The sequence below is a fragment of the Bathymodiolus platifrons methanotrophic gill symbiont genome (assembly GCF_002189065.1).
Classification (GTDB): domain Bacteria; phylum Pseudomonadota; class Gammaproteobacteria; order Methylococcales; family Methylomonadaceae; genus Methyloprofundus.
Genome location: NZ_BDMN01000077.1, coordinates 1 through 19,961, shown reverse-complemented (window position 1 = coordinate 19,961; position 19,961 = coordinate 1). Strand labels below are relative to the sequence as shown.

Below are 19,961 nucleotides of genomic sequence, written 5' to 3'. Positions count from 1 at the left end.
CGCTTCCCTATTCTGATTATAAAGAATTTCGGGGTGAAGTAACGCTGAACACCAACCTGGAAGAGCTATTATCATTTATTAAAAATGCCAGTTTCTGCCCAGCCTGGCGCTATAAATGCATCAAAATGCTTAACTTAAGTGAGGACTATATTTATAAACTCAGTAACTTACCCTGGCCATTAAATAACCGCTATACCGTGATGCAGTCTCAGCTGCAATTTGAGCAAAAAAATAGCCTCTATACCTGGCAATTAAAAAATATCCCGCGTAAGCAATTACCCGAACAAGGAAACACAGTACAAATGCGTTACTCTGATGGCTTCTGGCAATTCAAGATAATCAACAGGTCTTCAATTCACATTACTTATCAGATGCATGGAGACCCAGCGGGTGTTATTCCTGCTACCATTGCTAATCAAGGTGTCACCAATGCAGCCTTTGTCACACTTAGTAATTTAAAAACACACTTTTCGAGCGACTAAAAAACCTCAGAAGATCTAAAGGAGGGCTAAAGAGACTGTAAAAGTATCTGCTTTTAGCCTCCCTCCTTGAGAAGGGGGGATTGAGGGGGGGATCGTATAAAAAACATATATCATTGATATTACGTGATTAGTTTTAATATACCAAACCTCCCCTAACTCCTCCTTAACAGGAGGGGGATTTTGTTGAATACTTTCACAGCCTCTAAAGCCCCGCCCTACCCATTTTTAATAGCCGTTTATTCTATAGCCTGCAAAGACAAGCTTTGCTTATCGATTGATACCGACACTTTACCTAGTAATAACTCCTGCAATTCCTGCCCAACCATACTATATCGCCAGCCATGTAATAACGGACTATCCTGGTCATCAAGTATCAATTGCTCTAGCTCCTTGCGAGTAGCTAGAATAACTGGGTTTAATGAGTTCTCATCGGCCCGTAACCGTACTACTCCGGTTAATATATCCAGAACTGCCTCTTGTTGCTGCGTTTTTTTATTTGAGCCCTTACTTTTTAATTTTAGTCCAGGCAAGTCCTTCGCTTTAACAATTAACTGACAAATTTGCTTGCCACTACGTCTGACAAAACCATCATTCATGCCTCGAATTTCAGACAGCGACTGTAAATTATCAGGCTGTAATTTTGCCATATCCAGAATAAGCTCATCACGCAAAATCCAGTTCTTAGGTCTATTGTCTTTTTTTGCAACTTGCTCACGCCACTCTGCTAACACCTGTACAATCGCTAACTGTTTACCGGTTAATTTATTTTTTCCACGTATTTTTAACCAGGCATTTTCAGGAGGAATATCATATAGCTCCTCATTCATCAATTGCTCAAAGTCCTCTTTCAACCAATCTTGACGCCCCAATGCTTGCAATTTCTGCTGCATCATCTGATAAATCTGAGCTAAATAAATGACATCATCTGCAGCATATTGAACTTGCTCGGCTGATAAAGGTCGCTGACTCCAGTCGGTTCGCGTATGTATTTTGCTCAGGTTTATATTTAAAAAGCCAGAAACCAGCATGGCATACCCTGTGTTTTCCTGGAATCCCAGTAAAGGCGCTACTATCTGGGTATCATAAACAGGGGCTGGTAATTTCCCACTGAGCTGATAAAAAATCTCTACATCTTGACGACAAGAATGTAAAACCTTGATGATTGCCGGATCATTGATAATAGAAAATAGTTCATCAAGATGCCCTTCCAGAGCAATAGGGTCAACACAGGCAACCCATTCCAGCGTTGCAATTTGTAATAAACAAAACTTTGGGTAATAGGTTTTTTCCCGTAGAAACTCAGTATCAATCGCAAGCCACGGTTCTGATTTCATCTTTTGGCAAAGGTCTTGTAGCTCAGCTACAGAATCTATAAACTGAATTTCATTCATGCTTTTTTAATTTTTTATAAGAATAGAGTTCACACTGAATATCAAACACTCAGCCACACAACATTTTAAAACCGACATTAAGATTTTCCAACTTTCTTTTTATTAGCCGCTAGATAATGCCTACGCGTGCCACGTCGATAATTTTTTTCTGCCTGGTATTTTTTTCCTGCACCACTGAGACGTTTAATATCCAGGTTTTTTTGATTTATTTCCACTTCTTTAAAGGATTGTAAAACCTCAACAGGCATCCCTGGCGGTAGGCTCAAAACAGTATAATGTTCAAAGATATCCACATAACCAATTTTCTTGCGTTCAACACCCGCCTCTTCGACAAGAGTATCTTTAATAAGGTTAACACTTACTCTATGGATACGACCCACTTCAATACGGTAACGAACCATTTGTGCATGTAATAATTCATAGGATTTTTGTTTTTCTACCGTGAACTTGTTATTTGCAAATTCACTAAGTTGCGGCTGGGGGTCGTTAATAAATAGTAAAGCAGCGGCCAAATCCAGATAATCTAATTTTAAATGGCGTGCGCTAACTTCAATCAAGGCCTTATTCGCGCTTAAGTCCTCATTAGCAAGCACTTTCTTTAATTGCTTTTCCAGACTTAACTGTTTTGCTATTTCTCCACAGGCATTCTTATTGTTATTCATTTAAAGCCCCTAAACGAATATCAACATAAGCTTCATCACGTAAACGCCTTAACCATAAGCCCGTTTCTTCTTCAATTTTTCTTTTACGTATATCATCACGCGCCTGGTTACGCTTTTGTTGTTCCTTATTATCTTTATTGCGCCGCTCTAAAACCTGAATCAAATGCCAACCAAACTGAGTTTGCACAGGCTCACTTAATTCATTTACCTCAAGCTTACCCATTGCTTTTTCAAAAGGAGGTACTAATAAACCGGGGATAACCCAGCCTAGATCGCCTCCCTTTAATGCAGAGCCAGTATCATCAGAGTTAGCCTTGGCTAAAACTGCAAAATCATCGCCATCGGCAATTCGAGCCGAAATCAACTGCAAGCGCCTCTGTGCTTCCTGGTCATTAATTAACTCATTGGTTTTAATGAGAATATGACGCACCTGTGTTTCAGTAATAATATGCGAACGGGCACCTGTAATATCTATTAATTTAAGGATATGAAACCCTCCCGGGCTACGAATAGGGTCTGCTATGTCGCCTTTACTCATCGTTTTAACCACATCAACAAAAAGCGTGGGTAACTGATTTAAGGTACGCCAGCCTAACCCCCCGCCTTGTAATGCATTTTCACCGTCTGAAACACTAACCGCCATTTGTTTAAAATCTCCACCCAACCTTAATTGTTCTGTGACTGATTGAGCCTTTGCATCTTCAGCCTGTATTGTCGCTGCAGAGGCTCCTTCTGAAACAGCAATTAAAATATGTCCTAGCAAGTATTGTACTTTTTGATCTGCTGCGCTGATTTCAGTATCAAGGTAATGATCAATCTCTTGCTCAGACACTTTTACCCGAGCGCCAATCTCATGGCTGCGTAATTGATTAATAACAATTTCTTTACGCACGCTCTCTTTAAACGCCTCATAATTCATCCCTTGTAATTCTATTTCCTGCTTAAAACCCTCAAAATCCATACCATTTTGCTGAGCAATCGCTTGCAGCGAACCATTTAACATTTCATCTGATACTTTAATTCCTGCCCTCTGCGCCAACTGGGTTTGCAAGGCATCTATAATTAAACGCTCCAGTACCTGTTTATACAAAATATTTTCTGGTGGAGTCTGGACATTACTAGCCTTTAATTTGATCACAACTGAAGCTACCTCTTGTGCTAACTCACTTTCCAGGATAATACCTTCCTCAACGACAGCCACTATGCCATCCAGATATTCAGCTGCGGACACCTGAAAGCTACCTACTATCAGCAATAATATTCCAATACTCTGTGTAATTTTTTTTCTCATCTTATTAATAAGTTGGTTTTCTATATCCTGATATATTATCCAGTAAGAACTCATCTACCTTCTCACCCAGACTGGTAAAGCCTTTTAATTCCAGTTGAAAAAAGATGGAATTCTGTGGCTCTGCTCCTGCAAAACCTCCGGAATCCATACTCAGTAGAAACTGACGATAAATCACTCTAAAACGCCAACAACAACTATCCTTTTCCACGCCGATAAAATACTCTAGATTTTTTTTATCAAGTATCGAATAACGGTATAAACCAATAGCACTCCAGCCATCATAAATGGGAACCATAGCCGAGGCAACAACCTGATTCTGGGCAAATCGTCCAAACTCCAGTTGTCGCTGTTGAAAACGGTAGCCAATATTAAAAATCGCATTATTATTCAGACCACGATAACGTAAATCAGCATTGCCCCGGTTCACTTCATTCTCTTTAAAACTCCATTGCATAGAAGAAATAAATTTTAATTCATCTGTAATTTCACTACTAAATTCAGTGATTAAATTTGAGAATAGTTCTGTACGTGGCTGGTTTCCTATTAAATTAACTTTTCTATCTGCAAAATAAAAAATCTCACCTACGGTCAGTTTCAATCGGTCTCGCCCGTCTTGCACCAGACGAGTTGTTAAGGCGGTTGTTAGCTGATTAGCATTCTGCGTTTTATCAACACCGTTAAACTCATTATCTCTAAATAACTGACTGGCCGTAAAATCATACAAAGAAGTATCAAAATTAGGCAAATCACTTTGGTCAGTATAAGGAACATATAAATAAAATAAACGCGGCTCTATGGTATGCGTTAATGACTCAAAGTCTCTTTCAAAAAACAAACCACTATCTACCGATATGATAGGTAGGGTTTTACTTAAACTCACTGCTCCAGACGTTGTCTCACTATCCAGCCAGTATTGTGTATGTTGCATGGCAACTTTAGGCTCAACAAATCCTGCTTGAGAAACAAAAGGAAAACTAATTTCAGGTTTAATATTAAAACGCTGCCCCTGTGGCCTTCCATCAGGAAAATGTCGCTGAAAATACACATATTCACTATCTAGCTTCATATCCAGAGGCAAACCATCAAACGACTTGAACATATCCAGCTTTAGCTGCGGTAAGCGTCGATAAGGAACATTTTGATCACTCGCACCTGGGTCTATATTTTGATAATTATCAATCCGGGCACTCATTGACAACCACGGCAAATTATAGGCGATACTACCATTGCTTTCTAAATACCGGTTACGATTATTCAGGCCCAGCGAACCATCTAAATCAGAAAAGTAAGCACTATCAGATACATAGTTGGCATTGATATTCATACTCAGGTGATCTGTAAACTGCGTCCTTTTTAGAAAACTTCCTCCCCAACGCAAAGTCTCTGTTTGCTTATCCTCAGGCATTATTTCAAAATTAATTTTACCTGTTGTCCTATGCCAGAGATAACGAAAATCAGCGCCAAACATAAAGCCTCGTTCGGTCATATAGCGTGGTGCTAATGTCACATCATAATTAGGTGCAATATTCCAGTAAAAGGGCAAACCAATATCAACACCACTACGCCCAGAAAGACCTATCGTTGGAGTTAATAAACCTGTCAGTCGCCGATCATCAATAGGAAAAGAACCATATGGGAAATACAAAACAGGAACGCTTTTAAACTCTAGCCAGCCATGCTTTACCGCTACCCGCCCTGTTTCATCATTGACCTTCATTTTAGAAGCATGCAACATCCAGTCCTGATTGCCTGGTTCGCATGCCGTATAGGTTACTTCTTTATAACGGCTGAATGTCGGACTATCGCGATAAACAACATCGGCGCTACCACGTATCGGAGAAGACGGAATAATAAAGGATACATTACGCAGCAAAGATGAATCTTCCTGCATATTAACTAGTGCAGAAGTACTATTTAACGCCATACCCCCATCACTATAAGTAATATCACCATATAAATCGAGTACCCCTGAAGCCTGATTATAATCAGCCTGGTTTGCCATCAGGTGCTGGTCTGCACGTTGCAAATCTACGTTGCCAGATAAGCTAATAAACTCAGCATCAAACATTTCACTACTACTAGCAAAAATATCCATGGGCGTCTGTGCACGCATCTGTTTATCGACAGAAAATATGGGTTGCGTACCTAATCTTAAGCGACAGGCAGACCAGGGGTCTTGATCAAACTCTGTTCTCAGACGCATAAAAACCTGTTCTCGCTGCTGATCAAAAGTCTTCTTGAACCAAAACCTACTCTCTTGTTCTTCTAACTGTTTCTCAACTTTAGAAAAATCGCACCGCTGCTCCGTTGTGCTTGCATTACATTTCGATTCTAGCTCATTCGCCTCAACGGTTTTTGCTATCAAAACTGATATACTGACAAAAAATAGTAATAAACGCAGCAACATGTATATTTTAAAAAAAACTGAAAATATAAATTCTAATAAAGCCCACACAGCCAGGCAAAATATCATAAAATAACCGGCGTCCATTTTACCTTACTTTTCAGGCCTCTTTGATAAAAGAATGATAACGGCAAGCGATGCAAGAGCAAAAGCCATTCTTCAATGGTTAACAAACGACCTAAACTTAAATATAACGCAATTTGAAACGGCTTCCAGTGATGCCAGTTTTAGGCGCTATTTTAGAGTGCAGCATCAACAACAGCATTATATTGTTATGGATGCACCACCCGACAAAGAAGATACCGCCCCTTTTATAAAAGTCGCACAATTGTTTGAACAGGCACAAGTCAATGTACCGCATATCATTCACCAAAATACCCAGCAAGGATTTTTACTACTCGAAGACTTTGGTTCGCATTGCCTATTAGACAAACTAGATGAAACAACGGTAGAACCTTTATATAAGGATGCACTGGACAGCCTGATCACATTACAAAAAAACGTAGACATAACTAGCTGCGCATTACCCCACTATGATGCACAATTACTACAAACAGAGCTAGACCTATTTAGTGACTGGTTTCTAAGCCAGCAATGTGACTTAAAACTTAATGCTGAACAACTGGCTATTATTGAAGCGAGTAATTCCCTGTTAATTGACTCGGCGCTACAACAGGTTCAAGTCTGTGTGCATAGAGATTATCATTCGCGTAATTTGATGCACCTGAGCAATGATAATCCGGGAATTATTGATTTTCAGGATGCTGTCATTGGTCCGGTCACTTATGATGCGGTTTCCTTATTAAGAGATTGCTATATAAGCTGGACTGATGAACAAATCGAGAGCTGTCTAAAACCCTATTACCAGCAACTTAAACAGGCCAATATTGTGCAGTGCGACTTTAGTCAATTCAAACGTGATTTTGACCTGATGGGCATACAACGACACCTAAAGGCAATTGGTATTTTCTCGCGGCTTAATATCAGAGATGGGAAAAACGCCTATATGGGTGATATTCCACGCACCTTGAATTACGTTATTAATATCAGTCAGCGTTATCCCGAACTACAGGATTTTCATTCCCTATTAGTGCAAGTCGTATTGCCTGCCAGCAAACGCTCATTATGAAAGCAATGATTCTGGCAGCTGGACGTGGTGAAAGAATGCGCCCACTCACTGACCATACTCCCAAGCCTTTATTAATCGCGGCAGGAAAGCCACTTATTGTCTATACCATCGAGGCTTTGGTTAAAGCTGGCATTACTGACATTATTATTAACCTGGCCTATTTAGGCCTACAAATTCAAAACTATCTGGGAGATGGCCACCAGTATCAAGCAAATATCCACTATTCCCATGAAGGTGCAATTGGGTTAGAAACCGCAGGTGGTATCAAAAACGCCTTGCCCTTGCTAGGCGACTCCCCTTTTTTAGTGGTTAATGGCGATATCAGCTGCGATTTCCCTTTACAAACCCTGGTTAACAAAGAGATTGATCTGGGCCACCTTATTTTAGTCAATAACCCTGCGCACCACCCTACAGGTGATTTTTCGCTAAAACCTCAGTCCATACTTAGCGCTGAAGGTGGGTCCAAATATACTTACAGTGGCATAGGACTTTACCATCCGGATTTATTTGCTAATATCTGCCCTGGAAAATCTGCACTCGCCCCGCTACTAAAAACCGCCATGCAAGCAAAACGAATAACTGGTGAGTTACATCATGGTTTGTGGATGGATATTGGTACTCCCGAACGCTTGCAAGAATTAAATTTATGCATGCGCAAAGCTAGATAAATCGATTGACTTTTTTACCATTTAAGCACATTGTAAGTAAGTGTCTTACACTACCTGGCTTAAATAAAATGACTACGACAGCATTTTCTATGCGTATCCCTGAGGAACTTAAAACCAGCCTTAAAGAAATGAGTGCACTATCTCATCGCTCGCAGTCCCAAATTGCTATAAAAGCGATTGCCGAGTATGTAAATAGGAATGAATGGAAAATGAAGGCTATTCAAGAGGCAAAAAAACAAGCAGATAAAGGCGAGTTTATTTCTCATGCTGCCACTGAGACCTGGTTAGATTCCTGGGGAGAAGAAAATGAATTAACGATACCTGAAGTGGATATATTCATTAAATAACAATGAGAATTATTCTGCTCCCTTATGCAATAGCAGACTTAAAAGAGATTAAGGATTTTATCGCTAAAGAGAATCCGGCGGCATCAAGAAAAGTAGCGCAAAGAATAAAAAAGTCTTTGCATTTATTAAAAAATGCATCCCTATTTAGGCATTGTCAAAGTTGACCAGGATATCCTGGAATGGCATATTCCCAACCTTCCTTATACGATACCTTATCAAATTGTAAACAACGAAATACAAATACTTCGTGTCTTTCATGAGTCACAATTCAAACCTGCCAAGTGGGAAAATCAATAAGGCAGAAAGCTTAATACTTGATTAATATGCCCTTTACCTTCCGTCCCTCGGTACTTGCCTTACTCTCCATCAGTCTTTTTTTAGCGCTTTGGTATGGCCTTGCCATTTATTTAAACACCATTACTCTGCCCACGCCTTTTGTCGTCGCCAATGTACTTATTGATGAAATCAACAGCGGACAATTACCCTATCATTTAAGCAAGACCTTATACCGGCTGTTACTTAGTTTCAGCATAGCCATGCTACTCGGTTGTGCTATTGGCATCACCCTGGGAAGACATAAGCAACTAGATTGTTTTTTTGATAACTGGCTGGTTATTTTTTTAAACGTCCCCGCTCTGGTCACGATTATTCTCTGTTATGTCTGGTTTGGGCTGGTAGAATCGGCTGCTATTCTTGCCGTGGTAATCAATAAATTACCCAATGTGATTGTTACTATCCGCGAAGGAACGCGTGCGCTGGATAAGGACTTGTTAGATATGGCAAAGTGTTATCGCTTTAGTAAAAGTAAAACCTTACGTCATGTCATCTGGCCACAACTACACCCTTTCGTTATGGCCGCAACCCGTTCAGGTCTGGCGTTAATCTGGAAAATCGTTCTGGTTGTAGAAATGCTGGGGCGCAGTGATGGCATGGGTTACCAGTTACATTTATTTTTCCAGTTATTTGATGTGGCTAGTATTTTAGCCTACACCATCGCCTTCGTAACTCTGATTCAAGGCATTGAAATATTGATACTTAAACCATTGGATAAAAAAGCACAAAGGTGGCGTCGATGAGTCAACTTGCTATTCATATTAGTGATAAATCCTATATCAACCCTGCTAATAATAAAACTAAGCAGATTATCAAAGACTTAAAGATTAACCTGAATAATAATGAATTTGTTTGTCTGGTGGGGCCTTCAGGCTGCGGAAAAACAACTTTATTAAATATCCTGGCTAACCTGGATACAAAGTTCTCTGGCTCTATTGAATTGCAGCCAAAACATGCACAGCCAAAAGTAGGCTACGTCTTTCAGAACCCACGATTACTCCCCTGGCGCACTGTGCGAGAGAATATTCAATTAGCCACAACCGCAAAACCTGAAACTCTGGAGTTTTTACTGGACAGTATGGGACTGGCAAATGAAAAAGACAGCTTTCCGGAACATTTGTCTTTAGGCATGAGTCGCCGGGTTTCTATCATTCGGGCGTTTGCTACTGACCCTGATTTACTGCTAATGGATGAGCCATTTGTTTCGCTAGATCCTCCAACAGCACGTCAGGCACGGCAATTACTAATTGAACTATGGACAACGCGAGCACATAAAGTACTATTTGTAAGCCACGATTTACGTGAAGCCATTACCCTAGCTGACCGCCTTATTTTTCTCAGCAGTAGTCCAATGACAGTCATTTCAGAAGTCCCTGTTACCATTCCCAGAAAAGATAGGAATCAGGAAATAAAAATAGAGCAATTTAGACAACAGTTATTTATTGATCATCCGGAAATAACTGAGTTATTATAGGTGCTCTGTAGACAATAAAAAACCATAAATGGAGAACGAGGTCATATGAAATCACCACTAATTATAAGCACCCTCAGTGCTGCAATTCTTTTAGCTCCTGGTATTAGCTCGGCTAATCGCGACGACAGCAAATACCCAGCAGCCAATTTTCAGCCAAAAGTGATTTATCTTGATAAATCAGCAGTCCAGGCTCAGGGAAGTAGTGCTACATCTTTCACTGGCGAAAAATCAGTTTATGACCCTAAATATCCTGCCGCAAACTTTGAGCCTAAAGTAATTTATCCCTAAATATTGCCCTTATTACACCTTTTTAATAGGGTTAAACCGGCCAGGCAAAGAGTTTCACGTGGCCTCTTATAATTAAACTAATAGTGTCAGAGGCGTGATAAAATAAGCTTTAACCCATAAATTCGCTTTCCATAGCGGACTAAAGAGGCTGTGAAAGTATTTGCTTTTAGCCTCCCCCCTTGAGAAGGGGGGATTGAGGGGGGATCGTATAAAAGCATATGTCATTGATATTATATGATTAGTTTTATCAATCCTCCCCTAGCCCCTCCTTAACTAAGGAGAGGGATTTTTTTGAATACTTTCACAGCCTATAAAGCCCGCTCTACAGGGAATAATCCATCAATTCAATAATTGCGCTAGTCACTTCCAAATAAGTCACGCGTATAAACTTTGGTCTCTACATCTTTAAGCTCATCATCTAGTCGGTTAGCAACAATCACATCTGCTTTTTGTTTAAACTCCGATAAATCATTGATTACTTTTGAATTAAAGAAATCACCTTCATCAAATACCGGTTCATAAACAATAACTTCAATACCCTTTGCTTTAATGCGTTTCATAATTCCCTGAATAGAAGAGGCACGAAAGTTATCAGAACCACTTTTCATAATTAAGCGATAAATACCCACAACTTTAGGGTTGCGCTTAATAACCGAATCAGCAACAAAATCTTTACGCTTGCTATTGGCCTCGACAATCGAACTAATTAAACTATTAGGCACATTTTGATAGTTAGCCCTTAATTGCTTGGTATCTTTAGGTAGGCAATAACCACCATAACCAAACGAAGGGTTGTTATAGTGACTACCAATACGTGGATCCAGACCGACTCCTTGAATAATTTGCCGGGTATTCAAGCCATGTGTTTCTGCATAACTATCCAGCTCATTAAAATAAGCCACCCGCATCGCCAGATAGGTATTTGAGAATAACTTGACGGCCTCGGCTTCCGTGGAATCAGTAAATAACACCGCTATCTCTTTTTTAATTGCGCCTTCAACCAGTAAACCTGCAAATGTCTCGGCTCTTTTTGAGCGTTCACCGACAATAATACGAGAAGGGTGAAGGTTGTCATATAAAGCTCGCCCTTCCCTTAAAAATTCTGGCGAGAAAATAATATTATTACAATTAAACTCCCGGCTAATTTGCGCACAATAACCTACCGGTACCGTTGACTTGATAACCATCACAGCATCTGGGTTAATCTGCATAACCTCTTTAATAACCGCTTCAACTGACTGGGTATTGAAATAGTTAGTTTCGGTATCGTAGTCAGTAGGCGTGGCGATAATTACAAAGTCAGCATTCTTATAAGCAGCTTGCTTATCCAGAGTAGCGGTAAAATTTAGGTCTTTATTCTGCAGAAAATCTTCTATTTCAGCATCAACAATAGGTGATTTTTTCGCATTGAGTAAATCAATTTTCTCAGCAACAATATCAACAGCAACTACCTCATGATTTTGTGCTAACAGCATTGCATTAGACAGACCAACATACCCGGTTCCTGCTATAGCGATTTTCATTTTTTCATCCTGATTCTATATTTAACCTACTCTAGCCAACTTGGCAGTCGCTTATTATAAGAGGAACGCAATGATAAATCACCATAATCTAACAGACACACCGCTCCAGAAATGAACTAAGCATGCTATCATCTTACCATTGTCTGTAGGGCGTGGCTTTAGCCCGCTTGTAGCATGTAACCGGCGGGCTAAAGCCACGCCCTACTTCGTACTTTACTGTTCACAATTATACTGAGCCTAGCTTAACCAACAATCTATGAAATTCTGGGAAACAAAAACATTAGCCGAAATGTCCACCGCTGAATGGGAGTCTTTATGTGATGGCTGTGCAAAGTGCTGCTTAAATAAACTAGAAGATGAAGACAGTGGTGATATATTTTTTACCAGCGTCGTTTGTGACCTAATCAACCTGGATACTTGTCGCTGTACCCGGTATTCTGAGCGCACCACACTAGTTCCTGAGTGTATTGACTTAAAGCAACATGATTTTTCTGAATATACCTGGCTCCCTGCCACTTGTGCGTATCGCCTATTAAGCGATGGCAAGCCTTTAGCCGACTGGCACCCCTTAATTTCAGGCACCCAGGAAAGCGTTAAAGAAGCAGGCGTTTCCATTAGCAGTTTTGCTATGAAAGAATCTCAAATCGACGACCTGCAAGAGCATATTATTGAGTGGCTGGAATAATATATTCGATTATATAGTCTGCTTAACGAAAATATCCTCAATGCCAGGTTACCTTTTTAAGGTTCTGCTATAAAACGTATGACCTAAAAATAAAAGTTAATATAAAAACCATTATATTATCTCAATCAATTTTACAATAGGGCATGCGATGCTGCACCCAGCAGTACATTTCCATAATAAGCCAAACCCTTACCCTGTCTTTTTAAGTACAGGTAGCTGAATAAAGTACTATACATTTCGACTACTTTAGAAACTAATGCTCAACTCAAAATACCAACAAGCCCTCCTCTTCTTGCATATTTGTGCTAGGCTAAACAAAAATCATTCTTTCCTCAAGGAGCCAGTATGTCCACTGTCAGTATAGGTAAACCAGTAAGCAATTTTGAAGCCCCTTCTACCGGCGATAAAAGCATCCAGTTATCCGACTATCAAGGAAAATATGTACTGTTGTATTTTTATCCAAAGGACAATACGCCTGGTTGCATCACAGAAGGGCAGAATTTTCGCGACAATATCGCCCAGTTTGAGCAGCACAATACTGTTATCCTCGGCGTTTCTCGTGATAGCGTGCGCGTACATGAAGGCTTTAAAACTAAACAGAATTTCCCGTTTGACTTACTTTCCGATAAAGAAGAAGTGTTATGTAACTTATTTGATGTGATCAAAATGAAAAACATGTACGGGAAAAAAGTGCTGGGGATAGAGCGCAGTACTTTTTTAATTGATCCTGATGGCGTGTTAATTCACGAATGGCGTAAAGTAAAAGTTAAAGTTCATCTTGATGAAGTTTTGCAAAAATTATCAGAGCTGGAGAGTGAGTCATGAATATTAGCGCGAAAAAGAAATTATTTGTTCTGGATACCAATGTATTAATGCATGATCCTGCGGCATTATTTCATTTTCAGGAACATAATATTTTTATTCCCATGGTGGTACTGGAAGAACTGGATCATGGCAAAAGAGGCAGAACCGAAGTTGCACGAAATGTACGTCAAGTCAGCCGCTTTATTGATGATTTACTCAAAGGTAGAAGCCAGGAGGATATTAAAGAAGGCCTACCGTTATCACAATTACAAAGCTCGGGGCAAAACGAAAGTGCTTTAGATGGTCGTTTGTATTTTCAGACTCAGCAGATGACTGCCGCCCTGCCCGACTCCATGCCTGGCAATCTCGCTGATAACTCAATTTTGAGTATTGTTCTAACTTTAGTCAATCAATTCCCTGACACACAAGTCATATTAGTCTCTAAAGATATTAATATGCGTATTAAGGCAGCGGCGCTGGAATTAAAGGCTGAGGACTATCATAGCGACCAAACACTGGATGATATTGACTTACTCTATAGTGGAGCAACTTCCCTGCCCACTGATTTTTGGGAAACCCATGGTAATAAAATGCAATCATGGATAGAAGATGGCCGCACTTATTACAAGCTTGAAGGCCCTCTGGTACTCGACTGGTACCCTAACCAATACCTATACCTATATATAGAAGATAACTCTGATTTTGAAGCTATTGTGCGTTCAGTCGATAATGATACAGCGACACTGGAACTCGCTATTAATTACCGGGAAGGACATCACTCCGCCTGGGGCGTTTTTGCCAAAAACCGGGAGCAGAATTTTGCTTTTAATGTATTAATGGACCCTGAAATCGACTTTGTTACCTTATTAGGCACCGCCGGTACAGGAAAAACATTATTAGCCCTGGCGGCGGGGCTAACGCAAACCATGGACGACAAGCTCTACCACGAAATCGTAATGACTCGGGAAACGGTTCCAGTCGGTGAAGACATCGGTTTTCTACCTGGTACTGAAGAAGAAAAAATGGCTCCCTGGATGGGCGCATTGATAGACAATCTGGAGTTACTAGGCAAACAGGAAGAGGATACTGACTGGGAAAAGGATGTCACCAAAAACATCCTGATGAACAAAATTAAAATTCGTTCACTTAACTTTATGCGTGGCCGAACTTTCCTGAACCGCTATCTTATTATTGATGAGGCACAAAACCTGACTCCAAAGCAGCTTAAAACCCTGGTTACCCGTGCCGGGCCAGGCACAAAAATCATCTGCATCGGCAATCTATCGCAAATTGACACGCCTTATTTAACCGCAACCAGCTCCGGTTTAACCTATGTAGTGGATAAATTTAAATCATGGGAGCATGGCGCTCATATTACGCTTAGACGCGGTGAACGATCACGACTGGCTGATCATGCCTCCGAGGTTTTATAAAAACCTCTAATATCAGAAACGTAGGGCATGGCTTTAGCTCGCTGTTATCAAGCTTGTTCTAATATTGGCGGGCTAAAGAATACTCCATAATACGGCTTAATTTGACATGTCTGGTTAACAACAGTAAATTACAGGGTTGAGTTTTATCATATGCCACTTCACTAACATAATATAGCCGTTTTAAGAGTACCCAATGGAAGAATTTCACCGTATTAGTCGCCTACCGCCTTATGTCTTTAACATTGTTAATGATTTAAAAGCAGAAGCACGAGCACAAGGCGAAGATATTATTGATTTCGGCATGGGCAACCCAGATCAGCCTACGCCAAAACATATAGTAGACAAAATGGTGGAAGCGACTCAACGAGCTGACACCCACCGCTATTCAGTTTCCCGCGGTGTTCCCAGACTTAGACGCGCGATCTGTAACTGGTATAAAGACCGTTTTGATGTTGATTTAGATCCCGAAACACAATCGATCGTTACCATTGGCTCTAAAGAAGGCCTGGCACACCTGGCTTTAGCAACACTGGGACCTGGTGATACAGTAATGGTACCTAATCCGGCCTATCCCATACACCCGTATGGGATCGTTATCGCTGGCGCAGATTTAAGACACGTCAAAATGGTACCTGGCGTCGATTTTGTTGAAGAATTGCATAAGGCTATCGCTGAATCATGGCCTAAGCCGAAAATGCTAATTCTTAATTTCCCTGGCAACCCAACCACACAATGCGTTGAGCTTGATTTCTTTGAAAAAATCATTGCTGTCGCCAGAGAGCATAAAATCTGGGTAGTGCACGATATTGCCTATGCTGATATTGTTTTTGATGGCTATAAAGCGCCTTCAATACTACAAGTGCCTGGCGCAGAAGAAGTGGCTGTCGAGTTCTTTTCCTTATCAAAAAGCTACAATATGCCTGGTTGGCGAGTAGGCTTTATGTGTGGCAATAAAGAACTGGTTGCTGCACTTGCACGCATTAAATCCTATCTGGATTACGGTATGTTCACACCAATTCAGATCGCTGCAATTACCGCTCTGGAAGGGCCGCAAGATTGTGTAAAAGAAATTTGCGCCATGTATAAAGAGCGTCGAGATGTACTCTGTGATGGCCTGAACTCAATCGGCTGGAACGTAGAAAAACCCAGGGCAACCATGTTTGTCTGGGCACCTATCCCTGAAGCATACAAGGAGATGGGCTCGATTGAATTTAGTAAAAAAATGATTACCGATGCCAAGGTTGCTGTTTCGCCAGGTATTGGTTTTGGCCAGTTTGGCGATGATCATGTGCGTTTTAGCTTAATAGAAAATGAACATCGTACCCGTCAAGCCATACGCGGCATACGTGCCATGTTTAAAAAAGATGGTTTAATTTAAAATACATTCCCTCTGTAGAGCGCGGCTTTAGCCCGCTATCTCTACAAAAAAATTATCACAATCCATATCTGCTTAGGAGTTTGATTTGAAGCCAGTAAAAGTTGGCGTTTTAGGTTTAGGTACTGTCGGTGGCGGTACGGTAAATGTTTTAAAACGTAATGCACAAGAAATCTCACGTCGTGCTGGAAGAGAAATTATTATCACCCGCGCATCAGCAAGAGACCTGACGCGCGAACGCCTGTGTGATACTCAGGATTTAACACTAAGCACAGATCCCTACGAAATTATTAATGACCCTGAGATTGAAATAATCCTGGAGTTAATTGGCGGCACTAGCCTGGCTAAAGAGCTAGTTTTACACGCGATAGCCAATGGCAAACATATTGTGACTGCCAATAAAGCCTTGATTGCTCTACATGGTAACGAAATTTTTGCTGCTGCTAGCAAAGCTAATGTGATGGTTACTTATGAAGCGGCTGTTGCCGGCGGCATCCCCATTATTAAAGCTATCCGCGAAGGACTCAGCGGAAATCAGATCAACTGGCTTGCAGGGATTATCAATGGTACGGGAAATTTCATCCTCACAGAAATGCGTGATAAAGACCGTGATTTTTCTGATGTACTAGCAGAAGCACAAGAGCTAGGATATGCGGAAGCCGACCCGACTTTTGATGTCGAAGGCATTGATGCCGGCCACAAACTCATGATTCTTGCCTCTATTGCATTCGGAATTCCGCTGCAATTTGACAATGTGTTTACCGAAGGAATCACCAAGATCACTCGGGCTGATGTCGAGTATGCCGGAGAACTAGGCTACCGTATCAAGCATTTAGGTATTGCACGCAAAACAGAAAAAGGAATTGAACTTAGAGTCCACCCTACCCTGATTCCTGAACGCCGTTTAATTGCCAATGTTGATGGCGTTATGAATGCTGTTTTAGTGCAGGCTGATGCAGTTGGCCCTACCCTTTATTATGGTGCTGGTGCTGGTGCAGAAGCAACCGCTTCTGCTGTCGTTGCTGATATTGTTGATGTGGTACGCTCTTTAACTCTGGATGTAGAAAATAGAGTGCCTTATCTGGGTTTTCAACCTGATGCAATTATTGATTTACCCATCCTGCCTCGTGAAGAAATTGAAACAACTTATTACCTGCGTCTGACAGTTGAAGATAAGCCCGGGGCACTGGCAGATATTACTAATATTTTAGCCAGACAGAATATCAGCATTGAAGCACTGATACAGAAAGAACCGCAGCATGATGAGACGACCCTGCCTATTATTATGCTCACTCAGAAAACAATTGAAAAAGAAATGGATGCAGCCATTGCTGCTATCGAAAATTTAGCCTCTGTTACTGGCCAAGTAACACGCATCCGCCTTGAAACATTGGGATAATTAGATGTCAACATCAACACGCTACACAGGCTTAATTGAACGCTACAGAGACCGCCTTCCAGTCAGTGATTCAACTCGTATTATCAGTATAGGTGAAGGTGACACTCCACTTATTCAACTGCAAAACATCCCTAAGCTAATTGGCAAGGATGTTGATATTTACGTTAAATATGAAGGCTTGAACCCTACTGGATCCTTTAAAGATCGCGGTATGACCATGGCTGTAACCAAGGCTGTTGAAAACAGCAGCGAGGCCATTGTTTGTGCATCAACAGGAAATACTTCAGCCTCTGCAGCCGCTTATGCAGTACGCGCAGGCATCACCGCTTTTGTCTTGATTCCTGAAGGTAAAATTGCCCAGGGAAAACTGGCACAAACCTTAATGTATGGCGCGCAAATCATCCAGATCAGAGGTAACTTTGATCAAGGCATGAGCCTGGTTAAAGAAGTAGCTGACCACGCACCGGTTACTATTGTTAACTCAATTAACCCTTTCAGAATTGATGGCCAGAAAACAGCGGCATTTGAAATTGTTGACGCTCTAGGCAAAGCCCCTGATTACCACTGCCTACCTGTTGGTAACGCAGGTAATATTACCGCTTACTGGAAAGGCTACAGCGAATATGCAACAGAAACTAACGGCATAGCAGCTGTCAGTACAAAACGCCCTATTATGTGTGGCTATCAGGCCGCAGGTGCAGCGCCTTTTATTGCAGGCAAAATGATTGATAACCCTGAAACAGTGGCAACGGCAATTCGTATTGGTCACCCGCAATCCTGGGACTATGCATGGGCTGCACAAAAAGAATCAGGTGGCTGGTTTGATAGCTTTGTAGATGAAAAGATACTGGCTGCGCAAAAAATGCTGGCCAGCTATGAAGGTATTTTCTGTGAGCCGGCTTCTGCCGCCTCATTAGCAGGTGCTTTGAAAGATATAGGTTCAGGTAAAATCCCAGAAGGTAGCACTATTGTCTGCACTCTGACAGGTAATGGCCTAAAAGATCCAGAGACAGCTATTTCACAATGTTCTGATGCACATCCAGTATCAATTGATGCATCACTAGATGCTGTGAAGAAAGCAATTCTGGATAATATGTAATAAAAAGCAAGCAAACATAAATTCATGTAGGCTGGGTCAGATTAGCAAGCGCAGCGCAGATAACGTAACCCGGCGCATATTTGCCGGGTTACGTTTTTTAATGCTACGCAATAAAAAATCTAACCCAGCCTACGTGTTTTCTATATATAACAAAGGAAGATTCGTATGAGCAATGTTTTCAGCTTCACTGGAACTGTAGGCAGAGATGCTGAAGTAAGAACCACCCCTAATGGCCAGACAGTATTGAATGTCACCGTAGCAAATAATATTGGCTTTGGAGATAGACAACAAACAATATGGGTTCGAGTTGCTTTATGGGGCAAACGTGCCGAAGGTCAGCTACAGAATTATCTTAAAAAAGGCCAGCAAGTATTTGTCTCAGGTGAATTATCTCAGCGTGAGTACCAGGCGAACGATGGTACAACTAGAACTAGCCTGGAATTAAATGCGAATATTATTGATTTGTTAGGCAAACGCAATGAACAAGGCAGTGTTGCCCAGCAACAGCAACAATCTACGCCTGCGCAGCAAAACTATCCTGCAAATGATAGTTATGATGATGTGCCGTTTTAAAGTAAACCGTTATGCACTTATGTAAAAATTTATCTTTACGTCATTAAGTTATAAAGGATTTGTTGAGGAACCAAAAATAACAATAATATCTTTGAAGTATAGAGGTTATATCTGGGTTGAGTATAAATTAATACAGAATTCATTTATTGCAAACTAAGCTATGGATGCTAGTTTATGACAAAGGAAATGCATGACTAAATCTAAGATTTATTACGCACATAGCTCAAATGAATATAATAAATGGCACTTATTAAAAGAGCACTTAAACTCAGTCAGTAATAAAGCAAAACTCTATTTAACTGACTGGGAAGCAGGTGAAGAAGAAGCTTTAATTTCAGGTTTACTTCACGATTTAGGCAAATATGGTGATCGTTTTCAAGCACGATTACAAGGTAAAGACAGTGGTTTAGATCATTGGTCACAAGGCGCATGGCTTGCATTAAATAAACCGTATTGGTAACTACTCAGCGTAATTTACAGTTGGATAAAATTATAAAGAAAATTTAGGCAACTTTCCCTCAAACACAAGAGTCATTGCCAAAGTTGCACTGACACCTTGTTTACGGCACGTTGCTAAATAACCTCTGACGCGACAAAATAT

At 40.8% G+C, this 19,961-nt stretch carries 21 protein-coding genes; 16 read left to right on the top strand and 5 right to left on the bottom strand.

The genetic code is table 11. The features are described from left to right. Positions 1-482 (top strand): SRPBCC family protein (locus CDZ78_RS21725; protein WP_087869034.1); only part of this gene is annotated, 482 nt, incomplete at its 5' end. Between the two features lie 236 nt (positions 483-718). On the opposite strand, the gene rnd is transcribed toward CDZ78_RS21725, so the two are convergent. The 4 genes from rnd to CDZ78_RS05110 form a co-directional block, all read right to left on the bottom strand. Then, positions 719-1,873, bottom strand: coding sequence for a ribonuclease D (gene rnd / locus CDZ78_RS05125; protein ID WP_087869033.1), 1,155 nt, complete (start codon positions 1,871-1,873; stop codon positions 719-721). A gap of 77 nt (positions 1,874-1,950) precedes the next feature. Continuing rightward, complete coding sequence (locus CDZ78_RS05120) at positions 1,951-2,535, bottom strand: DbpA RNA binding domain-containing protein (protein ID WP_087869032.1); 585 nt, start codon at positions 2,533-2,535, stop codon at positions 1,951-1,953. Then, positions 2,528-3,826, bottom strand: a complete 1,299-nt coding sequence (locus CDZ78_RS05115) for a peptidylprolyl isomerase (protein ID WP_087869035.1) — start codon at positions 3,824-3,826, stop codon at positions 2,528-2,530. The genes CDZ78_RS05120 and CDZ78_RS05115 overlap by 8 nt, the downstream gene beginning before the upstream one ends. Positions 3,827-3,830: 4 nt before the next feature. Continuing rightward, the gene (locus CDZ78_RS05110; RefSeq protein WP_167374183.1) at positions 3,831-6,191 is read right to left on the bottom strand and encodes an LPS-assembly protein LptD; all 2,361 of its coding nucleotides are present in this window, start codon (positions 6,189-6,191) and stop codon (positions 3,831-3,833) included. A gap of 160 nt (positions 6,192-6,351) precedes the next feature. On the opposite strand from CDZ78_RS05110, the gene CDZ78_RS05105 reads away from it, so the two are divergent. From CDZ78_RS05105 to CDZ78_RS05075, 7 genes are all read left to right on the top strand, one after another. Continuing rightward, a complete protein-coding gene (locus CDZ78_RS05105) occupies positions 6,352-7,359 on the top strand; it encodes an aminoglycoside phosphotransferase family protein (protein WP_087869030.1) in 1,008 nt (335 codons plus the stop codon). Beyond that, on the top strand, positions 7,356-8,027 hold the full coding sequence (gene murU / locus CDZ78_RS05100) for an N-acetylmuramate alpha-1-phosphate uridylyltransferase MurU (RefSeq protein WP_087869029.1): 672 nt from the start codon (positions 7,356-7,358) through the stop codon (positions 8,025-8,027). The genes CDZ78_RS05105 and murU overlap by 4 nt, the downstream gene beginning before the upstream one ends. 68 nt (positions 8,028-8,095) lie before the next feature. Then, entirely contained in the window at positions 8,096-8,374 is a 279-nt protein-coding gene (locus tag CDZ78_RS05095; protein WP_087869028.1) for a CopG family ribbon-helix-helix protein, read from the top strand. A 2-nt stretch (positions 8,375-8,376) separates the two neighbouring features. Further along, positions 8,377-8,538 (top strand): type II toxin-antitoxin system RelE/ParE family toxin, encoded by a 162-nt coding sequence (locus CDZ78_RS05090; RefSeq protein WP_087869027.1) that lies wholly within the window; start codon positions 8,377-8,379, stop codon positions 8,536-8,538. Between the two features lie 159 nt (positions 8,539-8,697). Next, positions 8,698-9,450, top strand: coding sequence for an ABC transporter permease (locus tag CDZ78_RS05085; protein ID WP_087869026.1), 753 nt, complete (start codon positions 8,698-8,700; stop codon positions 9,448-9,450). Further along, entirely contained in the window at positions 9,447-10,181 is a 735-nt protein-coding gene (locus tag CDZ78_RS05080; RefSeq protein ID WP_087869025.1) for an ABC transporter ATP-binding protein, read from the top strand. The genes CDZ78_RS05085 and CDZ78_RS05080 overlap by 4 nt, the downstream gene beginning before the upstream one ends. Before the next feature lie 45 nt (positions 10,182-10,226). Further along, positions 10,227-10,469 (top strand): hypothetical protein, encoded by a 243-nt coding sequence (locus CDZ78_RS05075; RefSeq protein WP_087869024.1) that lies wholly within the window; start codon positions 10,227-10,229, stop codon positions 10,467-10,469. A 356-nt stretch (positions 10,470-10,825) separates the two neighbouring features. Here the strand turns inward: CDZ78_RS05075 and CDZ78_RS05070 are convergent, their stop codons facing one another. Then, positions 10,826-11,992 carry a nucleotide sugar dehydrogenase gene (locus CDZ78_RS05070; RefSeq protein ID WP_087869023.1) on the bottom strand — a complete coding sequence of 389 codons (1,167 nt, stop codon included), beginning with the start codon at positions 11,990-11,992 and terminating at the stop codon, positions 10,826-10,828. A 256-nt stretch (positions 11,993-12,248) separates the two neighbouring features. Between CDZ78_RS05070 and CDZ78_RS05065 the strand changes: the two genes are divergently transcribed. From CDZ78_RS05065 to CDZ78_RS05030, 8 genes are all read left to right on the top strand, one after another. After that, on the top strand, positions 12,249-12,677 hold the full coding sequence (locus CDZ78_RS05065; protein WP_087869022.1) for a YcgN family cysteine cluster protein: 429 nt from the start codon (positions 12,249-12,251) through the stop codon (positions 12,675-12,677). A 345-nt stretch (positions 12,678-13,022) separates the two neighbouring features. Then, positions 13,023-13,502, top strand: a complete 480-nt coding sequence (locus tag CDZ78_RS05060) for a peroxiredoxin (protein ID WP_087869021.1) — start codon at positions 13,023-13,025, stop codon at positions 13,500-13,502. After that, positions 13,499-14,914 (top strand): PhoH family protein, encoded by a 1,416-nt coding sequence (locus CDZ78_RS05055; protein ID WP_087869020.1) that lies wholly within the window; start codon positions 13,499-13,501, stop codon positions 14,912-14,914. Before CDZ78_RS05060 ends, CDZ78_RS05055 begins: the two co-directional genes overlap by 4 nt. 193 nt (positions 14,915-15,107) lie before the next feature. Beyond that, positions 15,108-16,292 (top strand): alanine transaminase, encoded by a 1,185-nt coding sequence (alaC, locus tag CDZ78_RS05050; protein ID WP_087869019.1) that lies wholly within the window; start codon positions 15,108-15,110, stop codon positions 16,290-16,292. A gap of 85 nt (positions 16,293-16,377) precedes the next feature. Continuing rightward, positions 16,378-17,688, top strand: a complete 1,311-nt coding sequence (locus CDZ78_RS05045) for a homoserine dehydrogenase (RefSeq protein ID WP_087869018.1) — start codon at positions 16,378-16,380, stop codon at positions 17,686-17,688. Between the two features lie 4 nt (positions 17,689-17,692). After that, a complete protein-coding gene (gene thrC / locus CDZ78_RS05040) occupies positions 17,693-18,787 on the top strand; it encodes a threonine synthase (protein WP_087869017.1) in 1,095 nt (364 codons plus the stop codon). Between the two features lie 165 nt (positions 18,788-18,952). Further along, complete coding sequence (locus CDZ78_RS05035; protein ID WP_087869016.1) at positions 18,953-19,360, top strand: single-stranded DNA-binding protein; 408 nt, start codon at positions 18,953-18,955, stop codon at positions 19,358-19,360. 190 nt (positions 19,361-19,550) lie between these two features. Beyond that, positions 19,551-19,820 carry an HD domain-containing protein gene (locus CDZ78_RS05030; protein ID WP_087869015.1) on the top strand — a complete coding sequence of 90 codons (270 nt, stop codon included), beginning with the start codon at positions 19,551-19,553 and terminating at the stop codon, positions 19,818-19,820. Positions 19,821-19,961: the final 141 nt, after the last annotated feature.